This is a genomic window from Paenibacillus paridis, from assembly GCF_006345825.1.
In the GTDB taxonomy this organism is placed as follows: domain Bacteria; phylum Bacillota; class Bacilli; order Paenibacillales; family Paenibacillaceae; genus Pristimantibacillus; species Pristimantibacillus paridis.
On sequence record NZ_VCIX01000078.1, the window covers coordinates 77,337 to 98,987 of the forward strand.

Below are 21,651 nucleotides of genomic sequence, written 5' to 3' on the forward strand. Positions count from 1 at the left end.
TATGGAAACCATCTTTCTAAAAATACTTAATATGTCCCTAACCGCTACATACGTAATCGCTGCCGTGCTTCTCATCCGCCTGCTGCTGAAACGAGCGCCGAAGAAGTATTCCTATTTGTTGTGGGCGATTATGCTATTTCGCCTTGTTTGTCCGGTATCTATTTCTTCGGAGTTCAGCATCTTCAATGCTCCTCCTTTTGATATGGCGGCCGCACAAAAGAACAGTCCATCCGCGCTGAGCTATGTGCCTGCGGATATCGGCTATATGGAGAAACCGGGGATGACCGTGGGCATTCCGACCATGAATGCCATGATAAGCGAAAGCCTGCCTCCGGCTGCCCCTGCCGCTAGCGTAAATCCTCTGCAACTATGGATTAAGATCGGCACTATTGTTTGGGGTTCAGGCGTAGCTGCATTGCTCCTTTACGCCTTGGTGTCCTACTTCCGCTTGAAACGACGCATGGTCACGGCCGTCCGTCTAAATAACCAGGTCTACGAGTCCGACAGCATTCGGTCGCCATTTATTCTTGGCTTTATCCAGCCGCGGATATATATCCCCTTTGGCCTTCGGGAACAGGAACGCGTCTACATCCTGAAGCATGAGGCCTACCATTTAAGAAGGAAAGATCATCTGCTCAAGCCGCTCGCATTTGTAGTTCTTGCCATTCACTGGTTTAATCCATTTGCGTGGCTTGCCTTCGCATTAATGGCCAAAGATATGGAGATGAGCTGCGATGAACGGGTGCTGACCGAGACTGGTTCGGATATCGCTAAGGAATACTGTTCGTCGTTGCTAGCCTTTGCAACAAACCAGCGTTTCCCGTCTGCAAGCCCATTGGCTTTCGGTGAGACGGGCATCCGGGAGCGCGTAAAAAATATTTTGCGCTTTAGGGCGCCGAAAAAACGAATGATTGCCTTCTCTGCTGCTGCCTGTATCCTGGCTGTCGCCGTTTGTGCCACGAATCCAATCGTGAATGGAGCAATCGATGAGGATATTGAGCCGTATGGCAGCTATCGTTTTGAGGAGCAGGTCTATATGAATCTATTTAGCTCGTTTTTGGCCTTTGAAGGGTTTAAGGAATACTACACATTTACCGAAAACTCGCTTATCATCACTGATGAAGTCGGCAATCAACAGAAAATGGCGGCTATCTATGAACGGGAAGCTTTAGATGAGCAAGAATTCAAGAACAGCTTTATAATGCCTAATATGAAAGGCGCTAGCCTTAATGTCCCTAATATTTCAGGGTATAAAGAACGTTATCAATACAAACTAACTCATTCGGCCGTTAATTCGGATTATCGCCTTTATTTGCTGGACGATGAGCTATGGCTTGCAAAAATGCACAAGGACAACGTAAATACACTTAAGAGCGAATATGTTTGGAGCATCTATAAAATTTCAAAGCTTAACGAGGACATGCCCGAAAATACGACGATCACGGGAACTCAAGACGGTGTGGATGCTTTTCTAGCTTTGCAACAGGACTTCAAATCAGGCTATGACACAGACATGCCCTATAACATTACACCGGAATCAATGAAAGAAAACTCTGAATATCGGATTTTTAAATATGACCAATCCTCCGCATCCTTTTTGCTATATAAGGGGGAAGTGTATCCACTTGGGGAGTGGTTCGGCGGGTTTGGCGTGACCAGCATGGCTCTCGCCGATCTGGATAGCAGCGGGGAATCGGAGTTGTATTTTACCTATTCATTTGGCTCCGGCCTTCATCGCTCCCTAGCCGGTTACTTTGATCCGGTTACGGAGCAGGTCCAAGCCTTTGACTATGCGCATATGGGTGGGGATATGGCACTCATGCCTAATCGTGACGGCACCTTATCCCTTTATGCAGCAAAGATATCTAGCAGTGCTGGCTTTGTTAATTTCACCGCCGAGCGTACTGATTTTATTGCGGATATCGTTTATGCAAAGGGGCGTATCTCACTTAAGCCTGCAAGGGACGAATAATATGATTTGAACAATAAAACAGCTTATTCGGAAAACCGAGTAGGCTGTTTTTTTCTTGAAATATAGGAAAGGATATCATTTCGCTATCCCTTCACTACTAAATAAAGATAACGTTAATGTAATTATAATTGTTCGATAACCGCAGTGCTTCCATACTCGTCATCGAAGAGGATATCGATTAATTTTGCTGCTGTATCTTCCGCTGTTTGCAGCTTTCCTTCTTCTGCTAACTCTATAAATTGGTCGACGTAAGGAAATTGTTCTTTGCTTACCGAACGAATATCCGCCTGCAGCTGTGTATCAATCATTCCTGGGTATACGGAGGCTACCTTAACAGGTTTCAATTGATTTGACTGCTCCATGCTTACGCTTTTGGTGAACGAGTCCAAGCCAGCTTTGGAGGTGCTATAGCAGCTTTGTGACGGCATCAGATATCGGGCAGAAGCTGAAGAAATATTCATGATTCGCTTATCTATCCTTAATTGCTGTGAAAGCTTAATAAAATTGGACGTTGTAATCATCGGAGCAAGCAGATTTACATGTACATTTTCAATAATGCTGGCAGCAGTGTTTTGTTCAATTGGCGCAACCGGAGTTAGCATTCCTGCATTGTTTATCAAATAGATAGCGGTTAAATCAGCTGCATCTTCCACTTCTCGAAAAATCTTCTCAAATAGCTTATCAATTTCACCTAGTTGATTAAGATCAAATGAGCAATAGCTCAGCCTGGCTTTTTTTTCTTGGGCCCGTTCAATTAACCGTTTATTGGAGGTCCTTGATATGCAGAAAATATGATGACCCTCAGCTAGCAATTGATCAGCCAATGCTTCCCCAATTCCTCTAGATGTGCCGGTAATGATAAAACATTTCATTCGTCGCTTTCCTCCTCATTAACAATATGGTCACTTCGCTTGCGCAGCTCCTCTAAGAACACTATCAATGGTTTCCTTCCAAACCTCTTGATAATCCAAAGCAAATTTCATCATCATACATCTGGAAATATTATCGATGACTAATGCGAGTATCTGGGCCTTATAATCCACATTTTGTGAGGAGACAATGCCTAACTCTACCCCCTTAATCAATAGAGCACGAAAACCATTCAAAAACTCCTGCTGCATATCAGTTATACGTGCTCTGTAAAGCTCATCACGTTCGGCAAGCATCATAAACTCATTTAACACTCTCATTAAGGCATAATGTTCTTTGTCACCATCCGGCAACATTTGTAAGCCCCCTTGATACAAAGTATCTCTATAATTCTCTTTTGTCAGCGAGTGTGTCTGAAAATACTTCTCGAAATGATGATCTTTGAATATATGATCAAAGGTTCGACCCACAAGCTCCTCTTTGGTAGCAAAGTGATAGTAAATCGAAGGCTTTGTTATGCCGACCTTGCTAGCAATCATTCCTAAACTTGTTTTTTCCAATCCATGCTCTGCAAAAAGCTCAAATGCGGCTTCTATTAATTGATTAGTCGTAAGTTCCTTTTTCTTCATATACATCTGCCCCTTCCGTCCGATTCCTGGTAATAATTATAAACAGTAAAAATTTAAAAAGTCAATAATTTAACTACCGATAGTTAAAAAATTTTCTTTATTGCCTCTTCAAACTACTCTACCTTAGCGGCTTCAAATGGGGAGCTTGTAGCTGGGTTTTGGAGATATAGATCTAATTTTTAGATCTATTCTAGCGCAAATAGTCGAAATGGATGAAATAGGTCTAAAAAATAGATCTAATCTAGCCGGTCGGCTTCAAATGGGCAGCTTATGGCTGAATTTTAGAGATATAGATCTAATTTTTAGATCTAAGTTGGCGGCAAATGGTAGCGTCAAGAAGTTTGTGTAAGAAAGCAGTAAGTAGCTTCTCGGATGTTTGTTTGTAGGTGTGGATGTTCTTTGGGGCAGGGGGAACCCCTACCCAAAGAACAAGGGAATTAGGCAGTTTCTTCCGCTTCTTTCTGCACCGGATAACGCGCTTCAAACATCTCGTTCAGTTTCTTCTTTACCTCCAAATCACCGAAGCCGCGAATGACACGTGCGCTAAAACGTTCATTGTAATCCATGATGTCGAGGTAGACGATTTTCTCTGCAGCATCCATATTGGTTAGACTGTTCATCGGCTTCAGGCGCTTTCGGATTTCCTTGTTCATTCGTTCTATTGGATTGGAGGTGTAGATCGCTTCCTTCATGAGTGCTGGATACTTGTAAAACGTCAGCAAAGTGGACAGGTTTTCTTCCCAGGACTGCATTTCTTTTGGGTACAGCTTGCCCCATTTGGCCTTTACGGTGTCAAACGCAGCCATCGCTAAATCGTGGTCCAGCGCGTTGTAAATGGTCTTCAGATCTTCTATCACTTCCGTTTTGTGCTGTATCCGAATCTTTGGGAAGGTGGAGCGAACTTTGTGAACGATACAGTGCTGCACATCGGCTTTCGGGTAGGTTTCCTGGAAAGCCGCATCGAGTCCGGGCAGCCCGTCAAATACACCGAGCAGCACTTCCTGCGCTCCTCGGTTGTAGAGGTCTTTTAACACCTCTCGCCAGCCGTTTGCACTCTCTTGGCCACCTATGTAAAACCCAAGAATTTGCCGATGTCCATCTTCGTCGATTCCCATTGCGAAATAGATGACTTCTCCCTTGACGGTCCCGCGTTTGAGTTTGATGTACAGACCATCCAGATAGATCACGGAATAGCGTTTATTTAAGGGGCGTTTCTGCCACTGGTGAATGTCGTCAAGTACCGTAGCGGTAATGTTGCTAACGGTCGTGGGGGAATAGTGACTACCAAACATACTTTCAATAAAACGGGCCACATCTCGGGTACCCATCCCCGACTTGTACATCTGAATCACGGCCTCCTCCAGCCAGCCATCTCGTCTTTGGTACGGCTCAAACAGCTGGGTCTGGAAGAGCCCTTGCCGGTCACGAGGAACCTCTAAATCCTCCACATTCCCGTACTTCGTGTGCAGGTTTCGGGTGTAATATCCATTGCGGCTATTGCGCGTGCCTGCCTCATCGCTCGACATAAACGCTTGGATCTCCGCGCGCATAATGGATTCCATGTTATCCTTTACAAACTGTGTGACAAGATTTTCAAATAGATTATTAAGCTGGTTTTCTGGTAATATAGTCATCGAGTAGAGTCCCTTCTTGGTGGTGTCGTAATCCCGAGAATACCCTACTTTTTTGTTGCCTGACTAGGCTCCAAATTCTGGTACACAACTTATTTTACGCCATCGCGCAAATAGTCGAAACGGATGAAATAGGTCTAAAAAATAGATCTAATCTAGCCGGGCGGCTTCAAATGGGCAGCTTATGGCTGGGTTTTGGAGATATAGATAAGTTGAACTAAAAAAATGAAGTGTAAGCGAAGTGAGAAGATCGTTCTGGAGAAACGAAGTGTTCGTCTTTGTAGCCGGATCTTATCTTTACATGTCTTAGTCAATCAAAGAATCTGGTTACAACCGCGACCCTAAAGAATAATCTACTCACACAGTGACCACCACGAGAAACTTTAGTTCAACTTATAGAGATACACGCAGCAAAAAGCCCACAACTCGATCAACGAGATGTGGGCTTGAGCACGCTATTGCTTGAGGTCAACGGTTCAACGAAACCAGCCTAACAGCTTGATGCTGCTGACTAATTACAACACGCGCGTCAGCCTAACCGCCTGATAGATTTTATCCGGCAGCTCTAGCCTGCTTGTTCCGCTTAGCAGTCCCTCGACCTCGGTAATCTTCATTTCCCAAGTATCGATGATTTCCGCTTTGAAGCTGCTGCCCTCAGGCAGCTCAAGGACCCGGTATGCCGGACGGTGAATGCCAAAGTATTGCAGGTAGTACTCGCCTTCAATTCCAATGGTCGGTACGTCGTATACCTCAGGGATCGGCTTGCAGTTTTTCGGCGCTGCCTCCAGAATCATCCGCAGAAAGCGGATTCGCTCCGGGCTGTCGCCATGCAGCTTGCCTCCCTTGGCCCACCAGATGGTATCTTGCTCATCGGCATAGGTTTCTCCATGCGTGCAGTAGCTGCCTCGGGCGATGATATCCCAGAAACGGCGTACCATTTCCTCGCCTGTCACATTGCCCCAGCGCTGCGGCAGATTACCTTCATAGCAGCATTCATCCACCACAATGGGCTTGTGGAATTCCCTGTGCCAGATCGGCGGCATCGTTACATCCCAATGCTGAACGCTCAGATGAGTAATCCATGGCTGCTTATGATCGTAGAACACGACACTGGCATGATCATACATCTTCGTGCCGTTATGAATGGAACGCAGATGTGCGTAAGGATCTTCCTCCTGTGTCAGCTGCAGCAGGCGGTCCCAATCCGCCATATGCTTCTCTTCCATAAAATCGTATTCATTCGCCAGCGCCCACCATACATTGCGGAAGGAGCCCAAGCGGGCAATCACATAACGCAAATAATAATCATCACTTGACGCTTCCATAGCATCAAAACCCCAGCGGCCTTTGTCATAGGGATGAAATAGAATCAAATCCGCCTCGATTCCAAGCTGCTGCAAATCGGATATGCGCTGCTCCAGCTTGGCAAAGAAGCGCGGATCAAACCGCTCCAGATCAAAGCTGCCGCCTTCCTCCTTCACAAACGGATAGCAATCCGGATCGGTGGAGTTGAACGCATAGTGCTTCGGAAAAACGCACATCCGCAGCTTATTAAACGGCGCTTCTGCCAGGGTAGCCAGCGTCTGCTGCTGCATGGCCTCGTCCAGATGTATCCATGCATAACAGGTGGTCCCAAAAGGCGCGTAGCTGCTGCCGTCCGCATAGGCGAACTGGTACTCATCCTTCACTCGAACCGGACCATGATTCCCGGCCTGGGCAGGGATACATTCAAAGCTTCCCCTATGCCCATTCAACTGTGCTGACGAGCTTTCGGTTCTATAAGCCCATCGCCCCTCTTGCTCCGGCATGAATCGAATGCGGTATATGCCGCCTCCGTCATAGAATCCCCTGACCGATACCTCATGCCCGTCCTTGCTAAAATATCCCTTCAGCTCCTGCTCCGCATAAGGGTTGCCCTCCTGCGGGCCGGACAGTGAAATCTCAAATTGCCCCCATCGCTCCACTGCTTCTTCCCGTACCGTCATGCGCTCTTGCCCTCCCCCTTCGTTTGCAGCAGCAGCAGACGCTCTTCGGCCTGCTGCTCCCTAACAAGCTTTTTGACTAATCCTTTCCCGCTGTTTACCCTTTAATCCCCGTCGTAGAAATACCCTCTACAAAGTAACGCTGCAGGGAGAAGAAAATAATTAGGGCTGGGATCAACGAGACCACTGACATCGCGAACATAGGACCCCAGTTCGACTCGCCAGAAGAGTCCATAAACAGGCGCAGACCAAGTGGAACCGTGTAATTGCCCGGCGAGTTCAGATACAGCAATTGGCTGAAGAAATCATCCCAGGTCCAGATAAACGTGAAAATGGCCGTTGTAATTAGCGCGGGAAAAGCAAGCGGTAAAATAATTCGCCAGTAAATCTGGATTGTCCCACAGCCGTCAATCGTCGCTGACTCGTCGAGATCGCGCGGCAAGCCGCGGATAAACTGCACCATGAGGAAAATAAAAAATGCTTCCGTGGCCAACAGCTTAGGTACAAATAGCGGACCGAATGTGTCTACCCAGCCCATTTTGAAGAAAAAGACATATTGCGGAATGACCGTTACGTGATGCGGCAGCATAATGGTCACCATCATCAGCGCGAACCATACTTTTTTCCAAGAGAAGCTCAGCCTTCCAAATGCATAGGCCGCCATCGAGCATGAAACCACGTTTCCCACCACGCAAATCAGTCCGAGCATAATGGAATTGCCAATGAACGTGCCGAAGGAGGATTTGGATACGCCTGACCAGCCCTTCGTATAATTGTCCAGCGTGACCTCTTTGGGCCAAATCGACAAATCCGAAAAGATGAGGTAGCTTGGTTTGAACGAGCTGACCACCAGCCAAATAATCGGGTAGAGCATAACAAGGCCTAGCAAAATGACGAAGAGGTGCGTCCCCATAGCCTGTGCTCTTGAAGTTGTATTCATCGTCATTTCCCCCCGTCCGCATAGTTAACCCAATACTTGGATGTGCCAAAGATAATAGCTGTAAATATCGCAATAATGACCAGAAGTCCCCACGCCATAGCAGAAGCATAACCCATCTCGAAGAAGGCAAAGCCCTTTTGGTAGAGATACAGGGTATAGAACAGCGTAGAGTCGATAGGCCCGCCTTTGCCGCCGCTAATAATGAAGGCTGGCGTAAAGGCCTGGAAAGCCGTAATCAGCTGGATGACTAGATTGAAGAAGATCACTGGCGAGAGCATCGGAATCGTAATATTGAAGAAGCGGCGCATTCTGCCTGCTCCATCCACCTGGGATGCCTCATATAGCTCCATCGGGATCTGCTTTAAACCCGCCAAAAAGATAATCATCGACGAGCCAAACTGCCATACGGTTAACGCAATAATCGAATAAATCGCATATTTGGGATTCGAGACCCAATCCGGAGCCTGAATGCCGAACACGCTGAGCAAAAACTCATTCAGCACACCGCCGCCGCCAAACATTTTGCGCCACAGCACAGCTATCGCTACGCTTCCCCCAAGCAGGGTCGGAATGTAATAGACCGTCCGGTATAGTGGAAGTGCACGTATGCCTTTGTTCAGAAGCATGGCTACCGCAAGCGCAAAAATCAGCTTTAACGGAACGGATGCGAACACATAAGTAAAAGTGACCTTTAACGATTGCATGTAACGGGGATCATCGAGCATTCTGGCATAGTTTTCGGTCCCGATCCATTTGGACGGTGTCAGCATGTCATATTGGGTAAACGAGAGATAGAGTGAGCTGATCATCGGTCCGATCGTGAGTGCGAAAACCCCCAAAAACCAAGGCAAAAGAAAAAGGTAGGGGACCGCATTTTTCTTCCACAGCCCCTTGAGATACATTGAAGTCCGATTTGATTTAGCTGATTGCTTCAAACGCGGTCCCTCCTATTGGGATTTTATTTTGCTTTGGCAGCTGCAGCTTGAGCGGCCTTCAAAGCTTCTTGGGCAGATTCTTGAGCGGAAGCCGCGCCGAAAGCTATTTTCTGAGCCGCATTTTTCAAAGCGGCATCCCATTCGGCAATGTTTGGCATTTCGCGGTCCATCTCGCGGGACTGCTCAGCGGCCACATCCAGGTAGTTATACGTTTTCAATACGATTGGCTCTGCATTCGCTTTTAGAGCTTCACGAACGACCTTGGAGCCCGGGATACCTCTGTCGCTGCTTAAGATCGCTGTAGCTTCAGGATCATTAACAAAGAAGTTAATAAACGCAGCCGCTTCCTTGCCGTGCTCAGTTTTTGCGCTTACCCCTAGGAACTGGCTAGGCTGAATCCACATGCCCTTTTCGGTTCCGCCACTTGGCAGCGGGATCATTTCCAGCTCATCCTGCATCGCTTCCTGGAAGGCCTTCAACTGATTGGACCACATGACGACCATCGCAGTTTTACCTTCAACCAACATAGAATTGTCGGGAGCGACTTCCAAATAAGCAGCCGATTTCTCTGCTGAAGGAATGATGCCTTCGTCGCGGAAACGCTTCCACATCTCAAACCAAGAGGTCATGTCTGCTTCATCAAAGGAAATGCTGGTGCCATCAAACAGCGCTTTTCCGCTTTGACGCACATAATGTCCAACATAGTGGGTAAAGGCAGATTGATCGGCGAAGGCATAATAACCGCTGCCTAGCTTAGCTACAAGCTCCTTGCTATACTGCTCCAGCTCGTCCCAGCTCAGACCCGCTTTCGGCGGCTCCATGCCTGCCTTTTTGATCAGCTCGGTGTTATACACAATGCCAAGTGCATTGGAGCCCAAATTAATGCCATATTGTTTATCATTCAGCTTGCCGCTAGTGGCAATCGCCTCGTCAAAATCGCTCAAATTGATTTCGTTGCCCATGAATGGGTCCAATTCAAGCAGCGTGCCGCGGGATACATAGTCTGGGTAATTGTTGCCCAGTTGAATGAGGTCAGGAGCATTGCCTCCTGCAATTTGGGTGTTCAGCTTATCCCAGTAGCCGTCCGCTCCTAAATATTCGGCATTAATCGAAATGTTAGGATTTTTGCCCTCAAACAAATCAATGACCTTCAGCGTTGCTTCATGACGCGCTTGAGACCCCCACCACATCATTCGCAACTCTACTTTTTTGTCTGCGGCTTCCTCTCCTTTATTACTGCCAGACGGACTGTTAGTCGATGAGTTGCCGCATGCAGCGAGGAAAATCATCAGGGTGACGAGCAGCGAAGACCATAACATTCTGTTTTTGAACATTTTTAAAAACCTCCCTTTTAGTTAGCAAGCTAAAACATTAACGATGTTGCATAATTGCTATCGGTTTCATTTCAAGGAAAATGAATCCCGAGAAAGCTGCTGATCGGCGGTTTGCCGCGCATCTCATCAATCATGTTCAGTACAAGCAGGTTCCAATTCAAAAATCCGCCGTTCATGACGGGCTCCCCGGTTTCTGGAATATAGTACTCATGAAGCACGCCCGATTTCTCCAGATCCCTGCCGAGCAGCGTTACCGTCTTGATGCACAGCTCCTTGGCTTGCTCCACATATCCATAATTCATCAGGCCGCGGAAGACCACATAATTGGCAACGATCCAGACTGGGCCAAGCCAGTTCGACGGGTTATTCGTTGCCCGGCAATCGAACATTTTCTCATCCTGGGCAAGCGTAGCCATTCCGGACGGGCTGTTAAACGTATTTTTATCTGCTGCATGCAGCTCCGCCAGCAAAGCAGCCTGCCTATGATCGGCAATGCCCGCCCACAGCGGGATGAATCCGGACCATACCCTTATTTTGATAGGGAGTGTCTTCCAGAACACCCCAAGGCCAGTATGGAACCAATCATAAGCACGTGTTTTAATGTCCACATCTACCGAATAATAAAACTTGTCCCGCTGGTCCCAGCATTCCTCCTGAATGGCTTTACTTAGCTCGGCTGCCTTTTCTTCAAAGCGCAATTGCAGTTCAGGATGACCAAGGTGAGCCGCAATGGATGAAAAGGCTTTCATATCACTAACCATAAAACTGTTCAAATAGATATTCGCAGTTGAGAAGCGCGGGCGGCCAAAGGTTGCCGGATCATTATCCATTCCGATCATCACATCGTCCGCCCAAACATACAGCCGGCTATTCTCGTGATAATAGAAACGGTCATAGCAATCGAAGTAGCGTTCAAGCTGCTCCAGATGCGGCTCGATCCAGCGGTAATCCCCGCATGCCCCGCTTATAATCGCAATCTGCTGGCACAGGAAGGGCTTGTGCATGTTCATGATATGCCCTTCCTTGCGCTTGCCGATCAAATAAGGCTCGGGCAGCTTGCTCTTCTCAATCATCATCGGAATGTAGCCATCCTCAAGCTGATAATCCAGAAAGTTAAAAATATTGCCCTTGGCATGTGCGATATAACGGTCCCTGTTCTCATCTTCTGCCATATTCAGAAGTGCATATACCGCCCAAAAGGAGTCCCAGTCCCACAGATTTCCGTCATAGATAGAGCCAGGATCCACAAAGGGATGCTTGAGATAATGAGCGGGCGCCTTCAGAATGGTATCCGCCTTCTCGCCAATATAAGCTCTTAACAGCTGTTCATAATGCTCGAAAGCTTCACTCATTGGCATTCTCCCCCTTCCTTTTTGCCTGTCTTTGCGCAGTAAAAGGTATACGCTCCTGAGCCTACCTCATAATGCAAGCTGCCCGCTTCAAGCGATTTCGCTTGGCCTTGGGCTCGCACCGCCGGCCCTGGTAAAGTCACAGAAGCCGTTGTATTGGGCGGCAGACTGAGCTTTACCGTCACGCCTTGCTGCGCATCATATTCCCAGCTGGCTTCGATGCGGCCGTATCCGCTCTCATAATGCGCTTTCACAAATTTTAATGTTCCTCCCGGCCTTGGTTGAAACCGGATGTGCTTGAAGCCGGGCCGCTGCGGATCAGGGTCCAACCCTGCCATGTAACGGAACATCCACTCTCCGACCGAGCCTAGCGAGTAATGGTTGAACGAGTTCATGCTAGGGCTTTGGAAGCCGCCATGCTCCGTCCAGCCGTCCCACCGCTCCCAGATTGTCGTAGCCCCCTGCTTGACGGAGTATAGCCAAGATGGATAGCTTTCCTGATGAAGCAGCGTGTAGGCAAGCTCAGTCTGGCCAATCTCGGACAATACGGGCAGAAGATAACCTACGCCGAGGAAGCCCGTCGATAGGTGATTGCCATTCTCCTCAATGAGCTGTACCAGCCGCCGAGCCGACTTTTCACTCCGTTCCTCAGTCAGCAGGCCAAAATATAAGGCCAGCGCGTATACCGTCTGGGTATCTCCTTCAATTATGCCGTCCGTTGCAACAAAGCGGCTCATAAAGGCCCTCTTGATTTGTTCGAATAATTCATCGTAGCTAGCCGCATCCGCCTCATTGCCGACAAGGGCAGCAATCCGAGCAAACAACCGAGTACTGTAGGCAAAATATTGCGTGGCCAGCACATCTTTGGGCGTATCCGCATTCACCGACAACCAGTCGGCATGATCGGCATAACCCGGCCGGATCAGCTCATCGCTGTTAGCCTTCAAGTAGTCGATCCACTGCTTCATTCGATCGTAATACTGCTTTAGAATCGCAGAATCTCCGTACATCAGATACAATGTCCATGGAATAATGACTCCCGCATCTCCCCAGCCGGCATTATCCGGTGCGAACCATTTCGCGCTCGACACCTGCTTGAAGAATGACCAGTTCGCATCCGGTGCCGTATCGGGGAACGCGCCGTCCTCCCGCTGCGCATCAGCTACATCCACCATATACTTTTTGAAAAAGGCTTCGACGTCCATGTTATAGCAGGCCGTACGCGCAAAGATTTGCGCATCTCCCGTCCAGCCGAGCCGTTCATCCCGCTGCGGGCAATCTGTCGGAACACTGAAGAAGTTCCCCTTTTGCCCCCAGACAATATTGCTGTACAGCTGATTAATCATCTCGTCCGAGGTTTCTATCCAGCCGGACGTTTCAGCAGCCGAGTAGGCGGCGAGTCCAAGCAGCTGGTCTAGCGTTAGCTCTTCCTCCGCTCCTTCGACTTCCACATAACGAAAGCCATGATAGGTAAAATGAGGTTCCAGCTCCTCAGTTCCATTCCCCCGTAAAATATAAATGTCCGTTTGAACCGCCTTGCGGAGATTGGCGAGGTACAACGAGCCGTCAGCATCCAGCATTTCCGCATGCCGGACCGTAATTTCCTGTCCGGAATACCCACTCATTTGTAGTTGGGTCCAGCCGGCCATATTTTGCCCAAGGTCGTAGATATAGCTGCCTCGCTCTGTCTTCCTGACAGACACCGGACGAAGCTGCTCCATCACCCGGATCGGCGGATCAAGCTGCAGCGTCAATTCCCCTGCGTAAGGCTCAAAGCAGTGCGGCTGCTCCCAATCTCCATCCTGAAAGCCGGGCTCATCCCAACCGGACTGCGCCAGGCGGGCATCGTACTTTTCCCCTTTAATAATATCCGAATAAAGGATCGGCCCCTGGCTCATCTTCCACGAGCCGTCCGAGATTAGCCATTCTTCACTGCCGTCCTCATACGCCAGATGAAGCTGAAACAGCAGCCGCGGAGACTCCCCATATACCTGGCGTCCCATCATTCCCAGATAACCCGCGTACCAGCCTGTGCCTAAAATAATGCCAATCGCATTGCTCCCCTGACGCAGCAGGTGCGTGACATCGCAGACCTGGTATTGTGCCCTGGTATGATAATCCGTCCAGCCGGGGGCGAACCGCTCATCGGTCGCACGCTTGCCATTAATGGATAGCTCATAGAGCCCTAATGCGCTTGCGTAAGCGGTTGCATTTTTCACAAGCCTTTCCGTATGAAAGGCTTTGCGCAGATAGCTTGCCGGAGGCAGCTCCAGCTCTTTCGGAATAACGCTTCCAATCCATTGCGAAATCCACTCTGTTGGCTCAAGGCCAGCTTGCGTCCAGACAGCTGCTTCACTCCAATCCGATGGCGATCCAGACTCATCCCACACTCGGACTCTCCACCAGCATTGTTTGCCGCCTCTGGGTAGCAGCCCCTGGTATTCGACATGCAGCGATTGTCCCGATGCAACAACGCCGCTGTCCCACAGGTCCGGCTTCCCCTGCAGCAGCTGCTCTTGTGCAGATGCAGCCTGAATATGGTAAGCGCTTTGAAGCTGCTCCGACTCGGCGGATTGCAGCACCCAGCTCATGCTGGCGGCAGCGCCTATCGCCTTCTGCTGCGGCTCATGCTTATGAACCATTTTTAAACGGCTTGCGGTAATTCCCACATTCGCGCTCCTCTCTGCATCCTGCTTCGTTGATTAAAGTATAAAAGATCATGAATCGACATTTATGGGTTGATATCACAATAGATATAGGTCATTATCATTTTTTATACTTGATATTCCGCATGTAAAGCGCTTACAATTAGTGGTACAAAGCAAGAAGGGGAGCTGCGAAATGGTTCAGGTGCTGACTGGAGATCGTTTTTTCAAACCTGATTTCCCTATTTTTCTCAATCGGGAGACCGAGTCGTTCAAGGTCAAATATCATACGCATGATTTTATTGAGATCTGCCTGGTCGAAGAAGGGAGGGGCTTTCAATTTATTGGGGATCAGACCATTCCTGTTCAGAAAGGGGATATATTCCTGCTGCCGATCGGCACCTCTCACGTCTTCCGGCCTTCGTCTCCGCAATCGACCGAACCTCTGGTTATTTGCAATTGTATTTTCCAGCTCGAAGCGATTCGGGACGTGAAGGACTGGATTCCATCACAATCCGAGCTTTACCGGGTTCTCTACTCCCCGCAGGAACTGAAGCAGGGCTGGTATTATTATCAGGACAAGCATAACCGTCTTTCCCAGATGTTCCAAATGGCATACCTGGAGTTTCACCAGCAATTTTCCGAGCACCGTACGATGCTCAAAACGATTTTGCTGCAAATTTTGATTTTGCTGCACCGCATGCAATCCGAGGTTACCAATGCGGGCAAGCTTCAAAGCACGAACCGCTACCGCGAGAAGGTGGAGGATATGATCCAATTCATCCATCATCATGCGCATGAGCAGCTCACTCTAAAGGACATGGCGAGCTCCAGCTCCATCAGTGTCAATCATTTGCAGCAGCTGTTCAAGCAAGCTACCGGACAAACCTTTAACCGTTATGTGCAGCATGTCCGCATTCAGAGAAGCTGCGTCATGCTGGAGACGACGGACCTTCCCGTCAACGAAATCGTTGGACGTGTCGGCTATACCGACCTGAAGTTTTTCCATGCCCTGTTCCGCAAGCTGACCGGGTGTACTCCTCTGCAGTATAGAACCAAAGCCCTTAAAATCGGCGAATAAATCAACGCCACCAAAGGATTCGTCCATCCTTGCAGCCTATTCTGAGAAATTAGGACCAGAGCCCAACGCCTCAGTTACAGCATATATCTATTGTGATAAACTGGTTGTCGATATTATTTTTCCAAAATAAGCAATCCAACCCACATGGAATATTTGGTTTTGCTGGTAAGGAGGTAGGATGAACATGAAAAAACGGATGATACGAGGCTTGGGTGTTGTGGTTCTTGCAGTCACGCTTCTCACACTCGCAGCATGCGGCTCATCGGGACCATCGCAAGCCGATTATGACAGCTTACAGGAACGCGTTGCCGGATTGGAGAAGCGGCTCACCGATAAGGAGCAGGAACTGGATGAGTTAAAGGCTACTCTTACAGCTACTAATCAATCAGGCGGCAATAGCAACACTACTACAGTGCCAGACGACAATGGTCCCGCTGGCAAAGGCGATAGCGTGCTAATCACCTTTGAACAGTATAAAGAAATCGAAATCGGCATGACCTATAAAGAAGTAACCGAGATCATTGGCGGTGACGGCAAAGCGATCAGCGAAGCTGACGATATGGTCGTCTACTCCTACTTTGGCTCGGGAGACACAGGCGCCAATGCCATATTGTCTTTCCATAAAGGCAAGCTAATGAATAAGGCTCAATCAGGGCTAAACTAAACAAACATCGCCCAAGGTCCGAGGACCTTGGGCGATGTTTGTTTTTCTATGCTTTTCAAGGCTGACGGCTTCTCATCCTTCTTCCCTCTATATTAGGATTTACCGTTGAAGGTCCGCGAGTCGTTTTCTAATTTCGTTAACAAGCACATTTTTCTCCTCTTCGCCTATCCCATCCGCGGATAGCTTGCGTGCAGCAATAGGAGCAATCCAGGCATCCACTTCCTCATAAGTAATACCCGCTAGTTTAGTATATTCATCCATAAACACGTCGATGATGGACTCTCGAATCGTATTAATATAGTCCACTGCTTCGTCTGGCAGATAAGCTGGTAGGACAGCATATCTAATCATAATGATATATTCCGCCAAATCTGCTTCTGGATTGCCCATAGTCGCATTCATCCAATCAATCATGAGAGCATTGCCTTCTCTAATCATGATATTGCCTAGATTCGGATCGCCATGACATAATTGCTGCTTGCTCGGCAGGCTTTCCAACAGAGTAATGACATCTTCCTTCTCCTTGGAAGTTAAATAATTGACCCAGCCTATGGAGTTTTTGATCGTTTCTCTTTGCGACGGAACATTTAGATTGGATTTAGAATGGATTTCACTTAACATTTGAGCGGTGATCCGAACATCATCATGTTTATCCTCAATATGCCCCTGTTCAGTAACGCCTTCTTCGGAAGACGTCCTGTGCAAGGCATGCTGCACAAAACGTTTCATCAACGTCTCCCCATAAATCCGTTCAAAAACAATGCCCGGGCGGCCATCGATTTCTACAAATTCAAATGGTTGCGGCACAGGCAATCCTTGCTCCCAGGCCATACAATTGTGATCATACTCTCTTTTCATTGCGTCTATATCTGTATTCGCTCTTGCTAATTTGATGATTTTGCTAGCATTTTCCCACTCGAAAACTTCGGAGCAGCCGCCCTCACCAATTTTTTCACCGATCATTGCATTCATGTAGAACCCCTCCTCATTCTGTAACTTATTCGCTCGATTACCAAATTTTACAACAAGTATACACTAAGCGTTTCAATGCCGCCATAGCATTATTAGTTAAATCACAGTCATTCGGAGCAAAAAATACATAAAGGAATGCAGCTTTAAAGCAAGTCTTCAATCGCCACCAGATACAAGCAATGGCCTTCACTAAACAACACGCGATTCTCTCGAAAGTCTTGCGTTAACGGGGCAAGCGGTTCTCCTTTTTCATTCAGAAAATGGATTTTATGCCCTGTCGACAATCTTTCTGGCTTTTCATTTTTCTTGAGAATAAAGTCTCCGCTTTTTCCGTAACCGCCGTCAAACAAAAAGTGATAACCATCCGTACAAAACCCAGAGGAGCCTGAAATCTCCGGATTCATAAAGGTAACCTTGGGCTGTTCGAGTCCGCCCGAAACGCAGCCTAGCAAAAAGTCCGTATAATAATAAAACCAGACCTCCTCTTCCTTTACCACATTTAACGCATAACAATCGGCAATATTCGACACTTGATCTTCATATCGTTTGTTGCCATTCTCATCCCAAGCCACAAGTCCTGGCGCGCCGATAGGTTCACCCCAGCCGTTGTTTCCGAATACGCCTTCGTCGAAATAGCTGGTCCAGATGGTGCCTTGTTCAGTTACCTGTACACTTTGAATCCCATCCCCAAGCAAAAATTCTCGAATGGTATTTCCTTTATAATCGCATACTTTAGCGTTCAGCTCATACTCGCCATCACCGTAGTAAGAGCAGCGCGCTCCCACTAATAGCAGATGCCGATGAAGCGGCTGGACATAGTGATATTTAAAATGCTGGTCCGCGATTACCACTTCCTCGATATCCTGATCATCAAAGTATAAAACCTTATAAGTAAATGTTTTCTTTAGATCCTTTGACTCCGACCTCCCACGTTTCTGGACAGGGATCTGGTTAATTAGCAACACATACATGCAGCCATCCGAGCCTATTTGTGCCGAGACGATTTCAAAGCCCTCCGTATACGCAGAAATATCGGCCAAAGGCTGTAGAGTCACCGTTTGATTAAACATGCCAACTCCTCCTTCATGACAGTTATAAAATGACCTTCTATACTGGTTAACTGTATTATGTGTGAGCGGAACGCTCCTGAACATGGCGGAAGTATGGCAAGATATCGGCTTTAAAACAAATCATGCTGCGTTATCCCTAACTTCATAAAAAATACAGAGCATGTGGGTCTAAGACTCACATAGCTCTGTATTTTTTGATGTATGACGTATGGAGCTTCTCAGCTCTTATTCTTCATTCTGTAATTGGACTACTATATTTCGGCATAGAAATGAGGCTTCAACTTTTCTGAATATCACTGCCAAACTTTACCTCCATTATGTGTTACATACCAGTAAACCTTCTCATTCGATTTTACAACCATAAAACCTTCTTTACTAGAAATAAAACTAAAAGCCAAAATATGAGCGTTTTCTAAATTTAATGCTTCTGGGACACTTATAACCTCATTATTTTCTGGTGCAGCTGATACAATATATAAGTTTACTCCATCCGTCGTTTGCCAAATATGATTTACATCAACACTATTGAAGTGTAAATTTTGGTCTTCTTTTGGAACAACAATTTTCCGATTGTTAGATAGATCACTCCAATTGACTATTGGGAGAATACCTTCATTTTCATTATAAAAGGTTGGGGTTTGTGGTTCAGAGAACAAATCCGGCAGCGGTTTGTCAGTTACAACAAGTTTTTTCTTAGTCCACATCTCCCCGCCATTTGAAGTCGTATATAGGAGTGGTTCTCCAGGTAAGGTAGCAGTGATCAAACCATGATCCTTAGAGGTGAAGACAGCTCCATTTTTATAGCCTTCCTCCATTTGGTCATCCACCTTCACTTCAATCCACCCCTTACCTCCATCCTCTGTAGCTAATATTTCAATCCTGTTATTGTAGCCCTCACTTCGTACCTGCCCTGTTATCCAACCTGTGTTTTCATCTATAAAATAAACATAGTACATCCCGTCGCTTTTGGAATGAATAGTTGTCTCTTCCCAAGTAACACCTCGGTTTGTTGTACGATAAATTTGCTTTTCTTCCCCGGTGGTGCTAACAATAAATGCTGTATCCTTATTTATCGATGTGAATAGACCGTTTGTCGTTTCAGGAGTGACGTCCTTCCAACCTTCCGCTCCACCTTCCGTATTTAGAACCGCAAACTCTGGAACAGTGACCGTTGCCCAACCATTGCTTTGATCATACATTTTCAAATCATCAATGTTGTAAGGAATCTCCACTCCGCACACAGAGTTATCCCTCTTCATACTGGAACACCCAACGATAAACATAAACGTAATTAAAATAAGAATAGATTTGAATAAAATGCACTTCATGACATCATCACCAGCACTTTAAATTGTTTTTTTAATTTACTAAATTTTACAACAAGTATATCTCATGTGTATCCCAGCCGCCATAGCTTTCTTGCTTAATCCTGCAACAGCAAAGGCCGGCTCCCGTTCATTCGGGGCCGGCCTTCTTCTATTGTTCAGCTTTACGGAGTTGACGAAATGATAATGCGATTGACGTTGGCTCCTCCCAAACCGCCGTTTAATCGTATCACGTTATTAGCGCCGGGGTTCAAAGCAATTTGCCGGCTAACCTGGCCAGTAAACGTGCTCCAGCCACCTGTACCAGGCAAGGTAAGAGAATAGCCGTTCCCCGACTGATCGCCGCTGCTGTTCACTCTAAAAGTTGCTGCGGTGTCCGCGGAAGCGTACAGCACGGTAATCGTCACTTGGCCGCCAGCGCCGCCGTTGACACCAGTCAGCTCAAAGTAGGAGCCTGGGATATGCAGATTTTCAACCGTTCCGCCTGATCTCGTCGCGCCGCCGCCAACCGACACATTGCTTCCGTTCAGCGCATATTCCGTCACTGTACTCGTTGTTGGGACCAACGATACGCTGACGCCAGTGATATTGGCTCCGCCCATTCCGCCACCGAGCTTAATCACGTTATTCGTGCCTGCATTCAAATCAATGAGACGATTGCTTCGGCCCGTGTTGTTGCCCCAACCTCCGGTGCCAGGCAAGGAAAGAAAATAACCGTCTCCAGCCGTATCCCCGCTAGCGTCGACCTTAAAGGCCGTTCCGCTGTCGCCAGAAGCATAAAGCACGGTAAGCAGCGCCTTGCCTCCTGTACCTCCATTGATGCCATTTAACTGAATAAAGGAACCTTGGGTATGCATATTTTCAACCGTACCGCCTGAGCGGGTTGCCCCTCCTCCAATCGATACATTACTGGCATTCATCGCATATTCTGTTTTCTGGGTATATTGATCAAAGCTCTCATTAATTAGATCATAATATTTGATCTCTGTCGCAGGGGAAGGCGGTCCGACAGCCGGGACACCTCCAGTCGTTTGTACGACTTTTTGAATCGTCCCATCCGGATTGAAGTTTAGCTTATCCACACAGACCGAACGCAGTGTACCGTTGGAGGAGATTTCTCCATTATGGTAAAACATATACCAGTTGCCCTTGTATTCCACGATAGACCCATGCGACGTTTCGCTATTTTTGACTGGATCCAAAATGACGCCGCGATTTACCCACGGTCCAAGCGGGCTGCTGCTGGTTGCGTAACGCATCCGGTTCGCACCTGGGTTGTTGTCCGAATACATTAAGTAATACAGGCTTCCCCGCTTAAAGACCCAAGTGGCCTCATGGAAATCCTGCAGCTCGGTGAACTGCTTAATCGGGCCGTCTAATGACATCATGTCGCTATCCAGCTTGACACCATAGCTTGTACCTCCGCCTCCCGCATAAAGGTAATAAGTGCCATCGTCATCGCGAAATACGCTAGGATCGATTAAATTGCTGCCCGGAAGCCCCTCAATATAACCTTGGACGGTAAAATCAGCAGCCGGCTTATCGCTGGTTGCAACACCGATTTTCCAAGAATTGTTCCAGTTCGTATCGCTAGGATGAGGAAAATAGAAATAATAAGTTCCATCCTTGTATGCGGCGTCTGGAGCCCACATAAAACCGCCCTCCGGCCGACCCCACGGCACATCATCCGAGCTTAGAATTTCGCCTTCATCCACCCAGTCCACCATATTATCCGACGAGAACACATGGTATTTATCCATTAAATCGCTGCCTCTAGAAGGAAAGATATCGTGTGATGCGTAAACATAGATCCGTCCGTCATTCCAAACATGGGCAGAAGGATCGGCAGTGAAAATGCTAGTGAAAATAGGATTACCAGACATGGCAGGTGTATCAGCAGCAGCAGAAGAGGAAGTGAAAAAGAAGACGGACAACAGCATGGTCCCTGACAGGAACAAACTTAATAGTTTTTTTCTCATAAGTGTTACCTCCCCATTACATGAATTCGGGTTGCATCCCGGCATACCATTTCGCATTTATACCCTTAACGTGCGCAGCAACCAGACAGCTAAGATGATTTAATGATCACCCCTCTGCATTCAAAATGGAAAAAACTATAAAATTCATGATTCAGTAATAGCTTACAGTAAATGTAACCGCTTATATAGTGAGTCATTTTTAAACTTTCCCTGCCATTCTTAGCCTAATGACAAGCGATATCCAATAAAAAAAAGCAGCCGCAATGGCTGCTC

Annotated in this window: 16 protein-coding genes; 3 read left to right on the forward strand and 13 right to left on the reverse strand. The window is 47.4% G+C overall.

What is annotated here, in order from left to right:
- Position 1 precedes the first annotated feature (1 nt).
- Positions 2-1,972: a M56 family metallopeptidase gene (locus tag FJQ58_RS08485; RefSeq protein WP_139992284.1), complete on the forward strand. Its 1,971-nt coding sequence runs from the start codon at positions 2-4 to the stop codon at positions 1,970-1,972.
- A 122-nt stretch (positions 1,973-2,094) separates the two neighbouring features.
- Here the strand turns inward: FJQ58_RS08485 and FJQ58_RS08490 are convergent, their stop codons facing one another.
- From FJQ58_RS08490 to FJQ58_RS08530, 9 genes are all read right to left on the reverse strand, one after another.
- Positions 2,095-2,844 carry a (S)-benzoin forming benzil reductase gene (locus tag FJQ58_RS08490; protein WP_139992286.1) on the reverse strand — a complete coding sequence of 250 codons (750 nt, stop codon included), beginning with the start codon at positions 2,842-2,844 and terminating at the stop codon, positions 2,095-2,097.
- A 30-nt stretch (positions 2,845-2,874) separates the two neighbouring features.
- Positions 2,875-3,471, reverse strand: a complete 597-nt coding sequence (locus FJQ58_RS08495) for a TetR/AcrR family transcriptional regulator (RefSeq protein ID WP_139992288.1) — start codon at positions 3,469-3,471, stop codon at positions 2,875-2,877.
- A gap of 437 nt (positions 3,472-3,908) precedes the next feature.
- Positions 3,909-5,105, reverse strand: coding sequence for an IS256 family transposase (locus FJQ58_RS08500; protein WP_139992290.1), 1,197 nt, complete (start codon positions 5,103-5,105; stop codon positions 3,909-3,911).
- 512 nt (positions 5,106-5,617) lie between these two features.
- Positions 5,618-7,087 carry a DUF5605 domain-containing protein gene (locus FJQ58_RS08505; protein WP_139992293.1) on the reverse strand — a complete coding sequence of 490 codons (1,470 nt, stop codon included), beginning with the start codon at positions 7,085-7,087 and terminating at the stop codon, positions 5,618-5,620.
- A gap of 94 nt (positions 7,088-7,181) precedes the next feature.
- The gene (locus FJQ58_RS08510; protein WP_139992295.1) at positions 7,182-8,024 is read right to left on the reverse strand and encodes a carbohydrate ABC transporter permease; all 843 of its coding nucleotides are present in this window, start codon (positions 8,022-8,024) and stop codon (positions 7,182-7,184) included.
- 2 nt (positions 8,025-8,026) lie between these two features.
- On the reverse strand, positions 8,027-8,926 hold the full coding sequence (locus FJQ58_RS08515) for a carbohydrate ABC transporter permease (RefSeq protein ID WP_139992348.1): 900 nt from the start codon (positions 8,924-8,926) through the stop codon (positions 8,027-8,029).
- 56 nt (positions 8,927-8,982) lie between these two features.
- Positions 8,983-10,293 carry an ABC transporter substrate-binding protein gene (locus FJQ58_RS08520; protein ID WP_139992297.1) on the reverse strand — a complete coding sequence of 437 codons (1,311 nt, stop codon included), beginning with the start codon at positions 10,291-10,293 and terminating at the stop codon, positions 8,983-8,985.
- A gap of 71 nt (positions 10,294-10,364) precedes the next feature.
- Positions 10,365-11,645, reverse strand: a complete 1,281-nt coding sequence (locus tag FJQ58_RS08525) for an MGH1-like glycoside hydrolase domain-containing protein (RefSeq protein WP_139992299.1) — start codon at positions 11,643-11,645, stop codon at positions 10,365-10,367.
- Entirely contained in the window at positions 11,642-14,311 is a 2,670-nt protein-coding gene (locus FJQ58_RS08530) for an alpha-L-rhamnosidase (protein WP_238403905.1), read from the reverse strand. The genes FJQ58_RS08525 and FJQ58_RS08530 overlap by 4 nt, the downstream gene beginning before the upstream one ends.
- A 172-nt stretch (positions 14,312-14,483) precedes the next feature.
- Between FJQ58_RS08530 and FJQ58_RS08535 the strand changes: the two genes are divergently transcribed.
- The gene (locus tag FJQ58_RS08535; RefSeq protein WP_139992300.1) at positions 14,484-15,368 is read left to right on the forward strand and encodes an AraC family transcriptional regulator; all 885 of its coding nucleotides are present in this window, start codon (positions 14,484-14,486) and stop codon (positions 15,366-15,368) included.
- Between the two features lie 184 nt (positions 15,369-15,552).
- A complete protein-coding gene (locus tag FJQ58_RS32285) occupies positions 15,553-16,032 on the forward strand; it encodes a carbohydrate porin (RefSeq protein WP_162341393.1) in 480 nt (159 codons plus the stop codon).
- A gap of 99 nt (positions 16,033-16,131) precedes the next feature.
- Here FJQ58_RS32285 and FJQ58_RS08545 read toward each other — a convergent pair whose 3' ends face one another.
- The 4 genes from FJQ58_RS08545 to FJQ58_RS08560 all read right to left on the reverse strand — a co-directional run bounded on the left by FJQ58_RS08545 (position 16,132) and on the right by FJQ58_RS08560 (position 21,378).
- A complete protein-coding gene (locus FJQ58_RS08545) occupies positions 16,132-17,004 on the reverse strand; it encodes an aminoglycoside phosphotransferase family protein (RefSeq protein WP_139992302.1) in 873 nt (290 codons plus the stop codon).
- Positions 17,005-17,147: 143 nt separating this feature from the next.
- Complete coding sequence (locus FJQ58_RS08550; protein ID WP_139992304.1) at positions 17,148-18,074, reverse strand: hypothetical protein; 927 nt, start codon at positions 18,072-18,074, stop codon at positions 17,148-17,150.
- A gap of 293 nt (positions 18,075-18,367) precedes the next feature.
- A complete protein-coding gene (locus FJQ58_RS08555; protein ID WP_139992306.1) occupies positions 18,368-19,315 on the reverse strand; it encodes a WD40/YVTN/BNR-like repeat-containing protein in 948 nt (315 codons plus the stop codon).
- A 248-nt stretch (positions 19,316-19,563) separates the two neighbouring features.
- Entirely contained in the window at positions 19,564-21,378 is a 1,815-nt protein-coding gene (locus FJQ58_RS08560) for a family 43 glycosylhydrolase (protein ID WP_139992308.1), read from the reverse strand.
- Between the last annotated feature and the right edge of the window lie 273 nt (positions 21,379-21,651).

Excerpts from the sequence above, each read along its gene's own strand:
- FJQ58_RS08485 (WP_139992284.1), top strand. The coding sequence starts at position 2 with ATGGAAACCATCTTTCTAAAAATACTTAATATGTCCCTAACCGCTACA.
- FJQ58_RS08490 (WP_139992286.1), bottom strand. The coding sequence starts at position 2,844 with ATGAAATGTTTTATCATTACCGGCACATCTAGAGGAATTGGGGAAGCA.
- FJQ58_RS08495 (WP_139992288.1), bottom strand. The coding sequence starts at position 3,471 with ATGAAGAAAAAGGAACTTACGACTAATCAATTAATAGAAGCCGCATTT.
- FJQ58_RS08500 (WP_139992290.1), bottom strand. The coding sequence starts at position 5,105 with ATGACTATATTACCAGAAAACCAGCTTAATAATCTATTTGAAAATCTT.
- FJQ58_RS08505 (WP_139992293.1), bottom strand. The coding sequence starts at position 7,087 with ATGACGGTACGGGAAGAAGCAGTGGAGCGATGGGGGCAATTTGAGATT.
- FJQ58_RS08510 (WP_139992295.1), bottom strand. The coding sequence starts at position 8,024 with ATGAATACAACTTCAAGAGCACAGGCTATGGGGACGCACCTCTTCGTC.
- FJQ58_RS08515 (WP_139992348.1), bottom strand. The coding sequence starts at position 8,926 with ATGTATCTCAAGGGGCTGTGGAAGAAAAATGCGGTCCCCTACCTTTTT.
- FJQ58_RS08520 (WP_139992297.1), bottom strand. The coding sequence starts at position 10,293 with ATGTTCAAAAACAGAATGTTATGGTCTTCGCTGCTCGTCACCCTGATG.
- FJQ58_RS08525 (WP_139992299.1), bottom strand. The coding sequence starts at position 11,645 with ATGAGTGAAGCTTTCGAGCATTATGAACAGCTGTTAAGAGCTTATATT.
- FJQ58_RS08535 (WP_139992300.1), top strand. The coding sequence starts at position 14,484 with ATGGTTCAGGTGCTGACTGGAGATCGTTTTTTCAAACCTGATTTCCCT.
- FJQ58_RS32285 (WP_162341393.1), top strand. The coding sequence starts at position 15,553 with ATGAAAAAACGGATGATACGAGGCTTGGGTGTTGTGGTTCTTGCAGTC.
- FJQ58_RS08545 (WP_139992302.1), bottom strand. The coding sequence starts at position 17,004 with ATGAATGCAATGATCGGTGAAAAAATTGGTGAGGGCGGCTGCTCCGAA.
- FJQ58_RS08550 (WP_139992304.1), bottom strand. The coding sequence starts at position 18,074 with ATGTTTAATCAAACGGTGACTCTACAGCCTTTGGCCGATATTTCTGCG.
- FJQ58_RS08560 (WP_139992308.1), bottom strand. The coding sequence starts at position 21,378 with ATGAGAAAAAAACTATTAAGTTTGTTCCTGTCAGGGACCATGCTGTTG.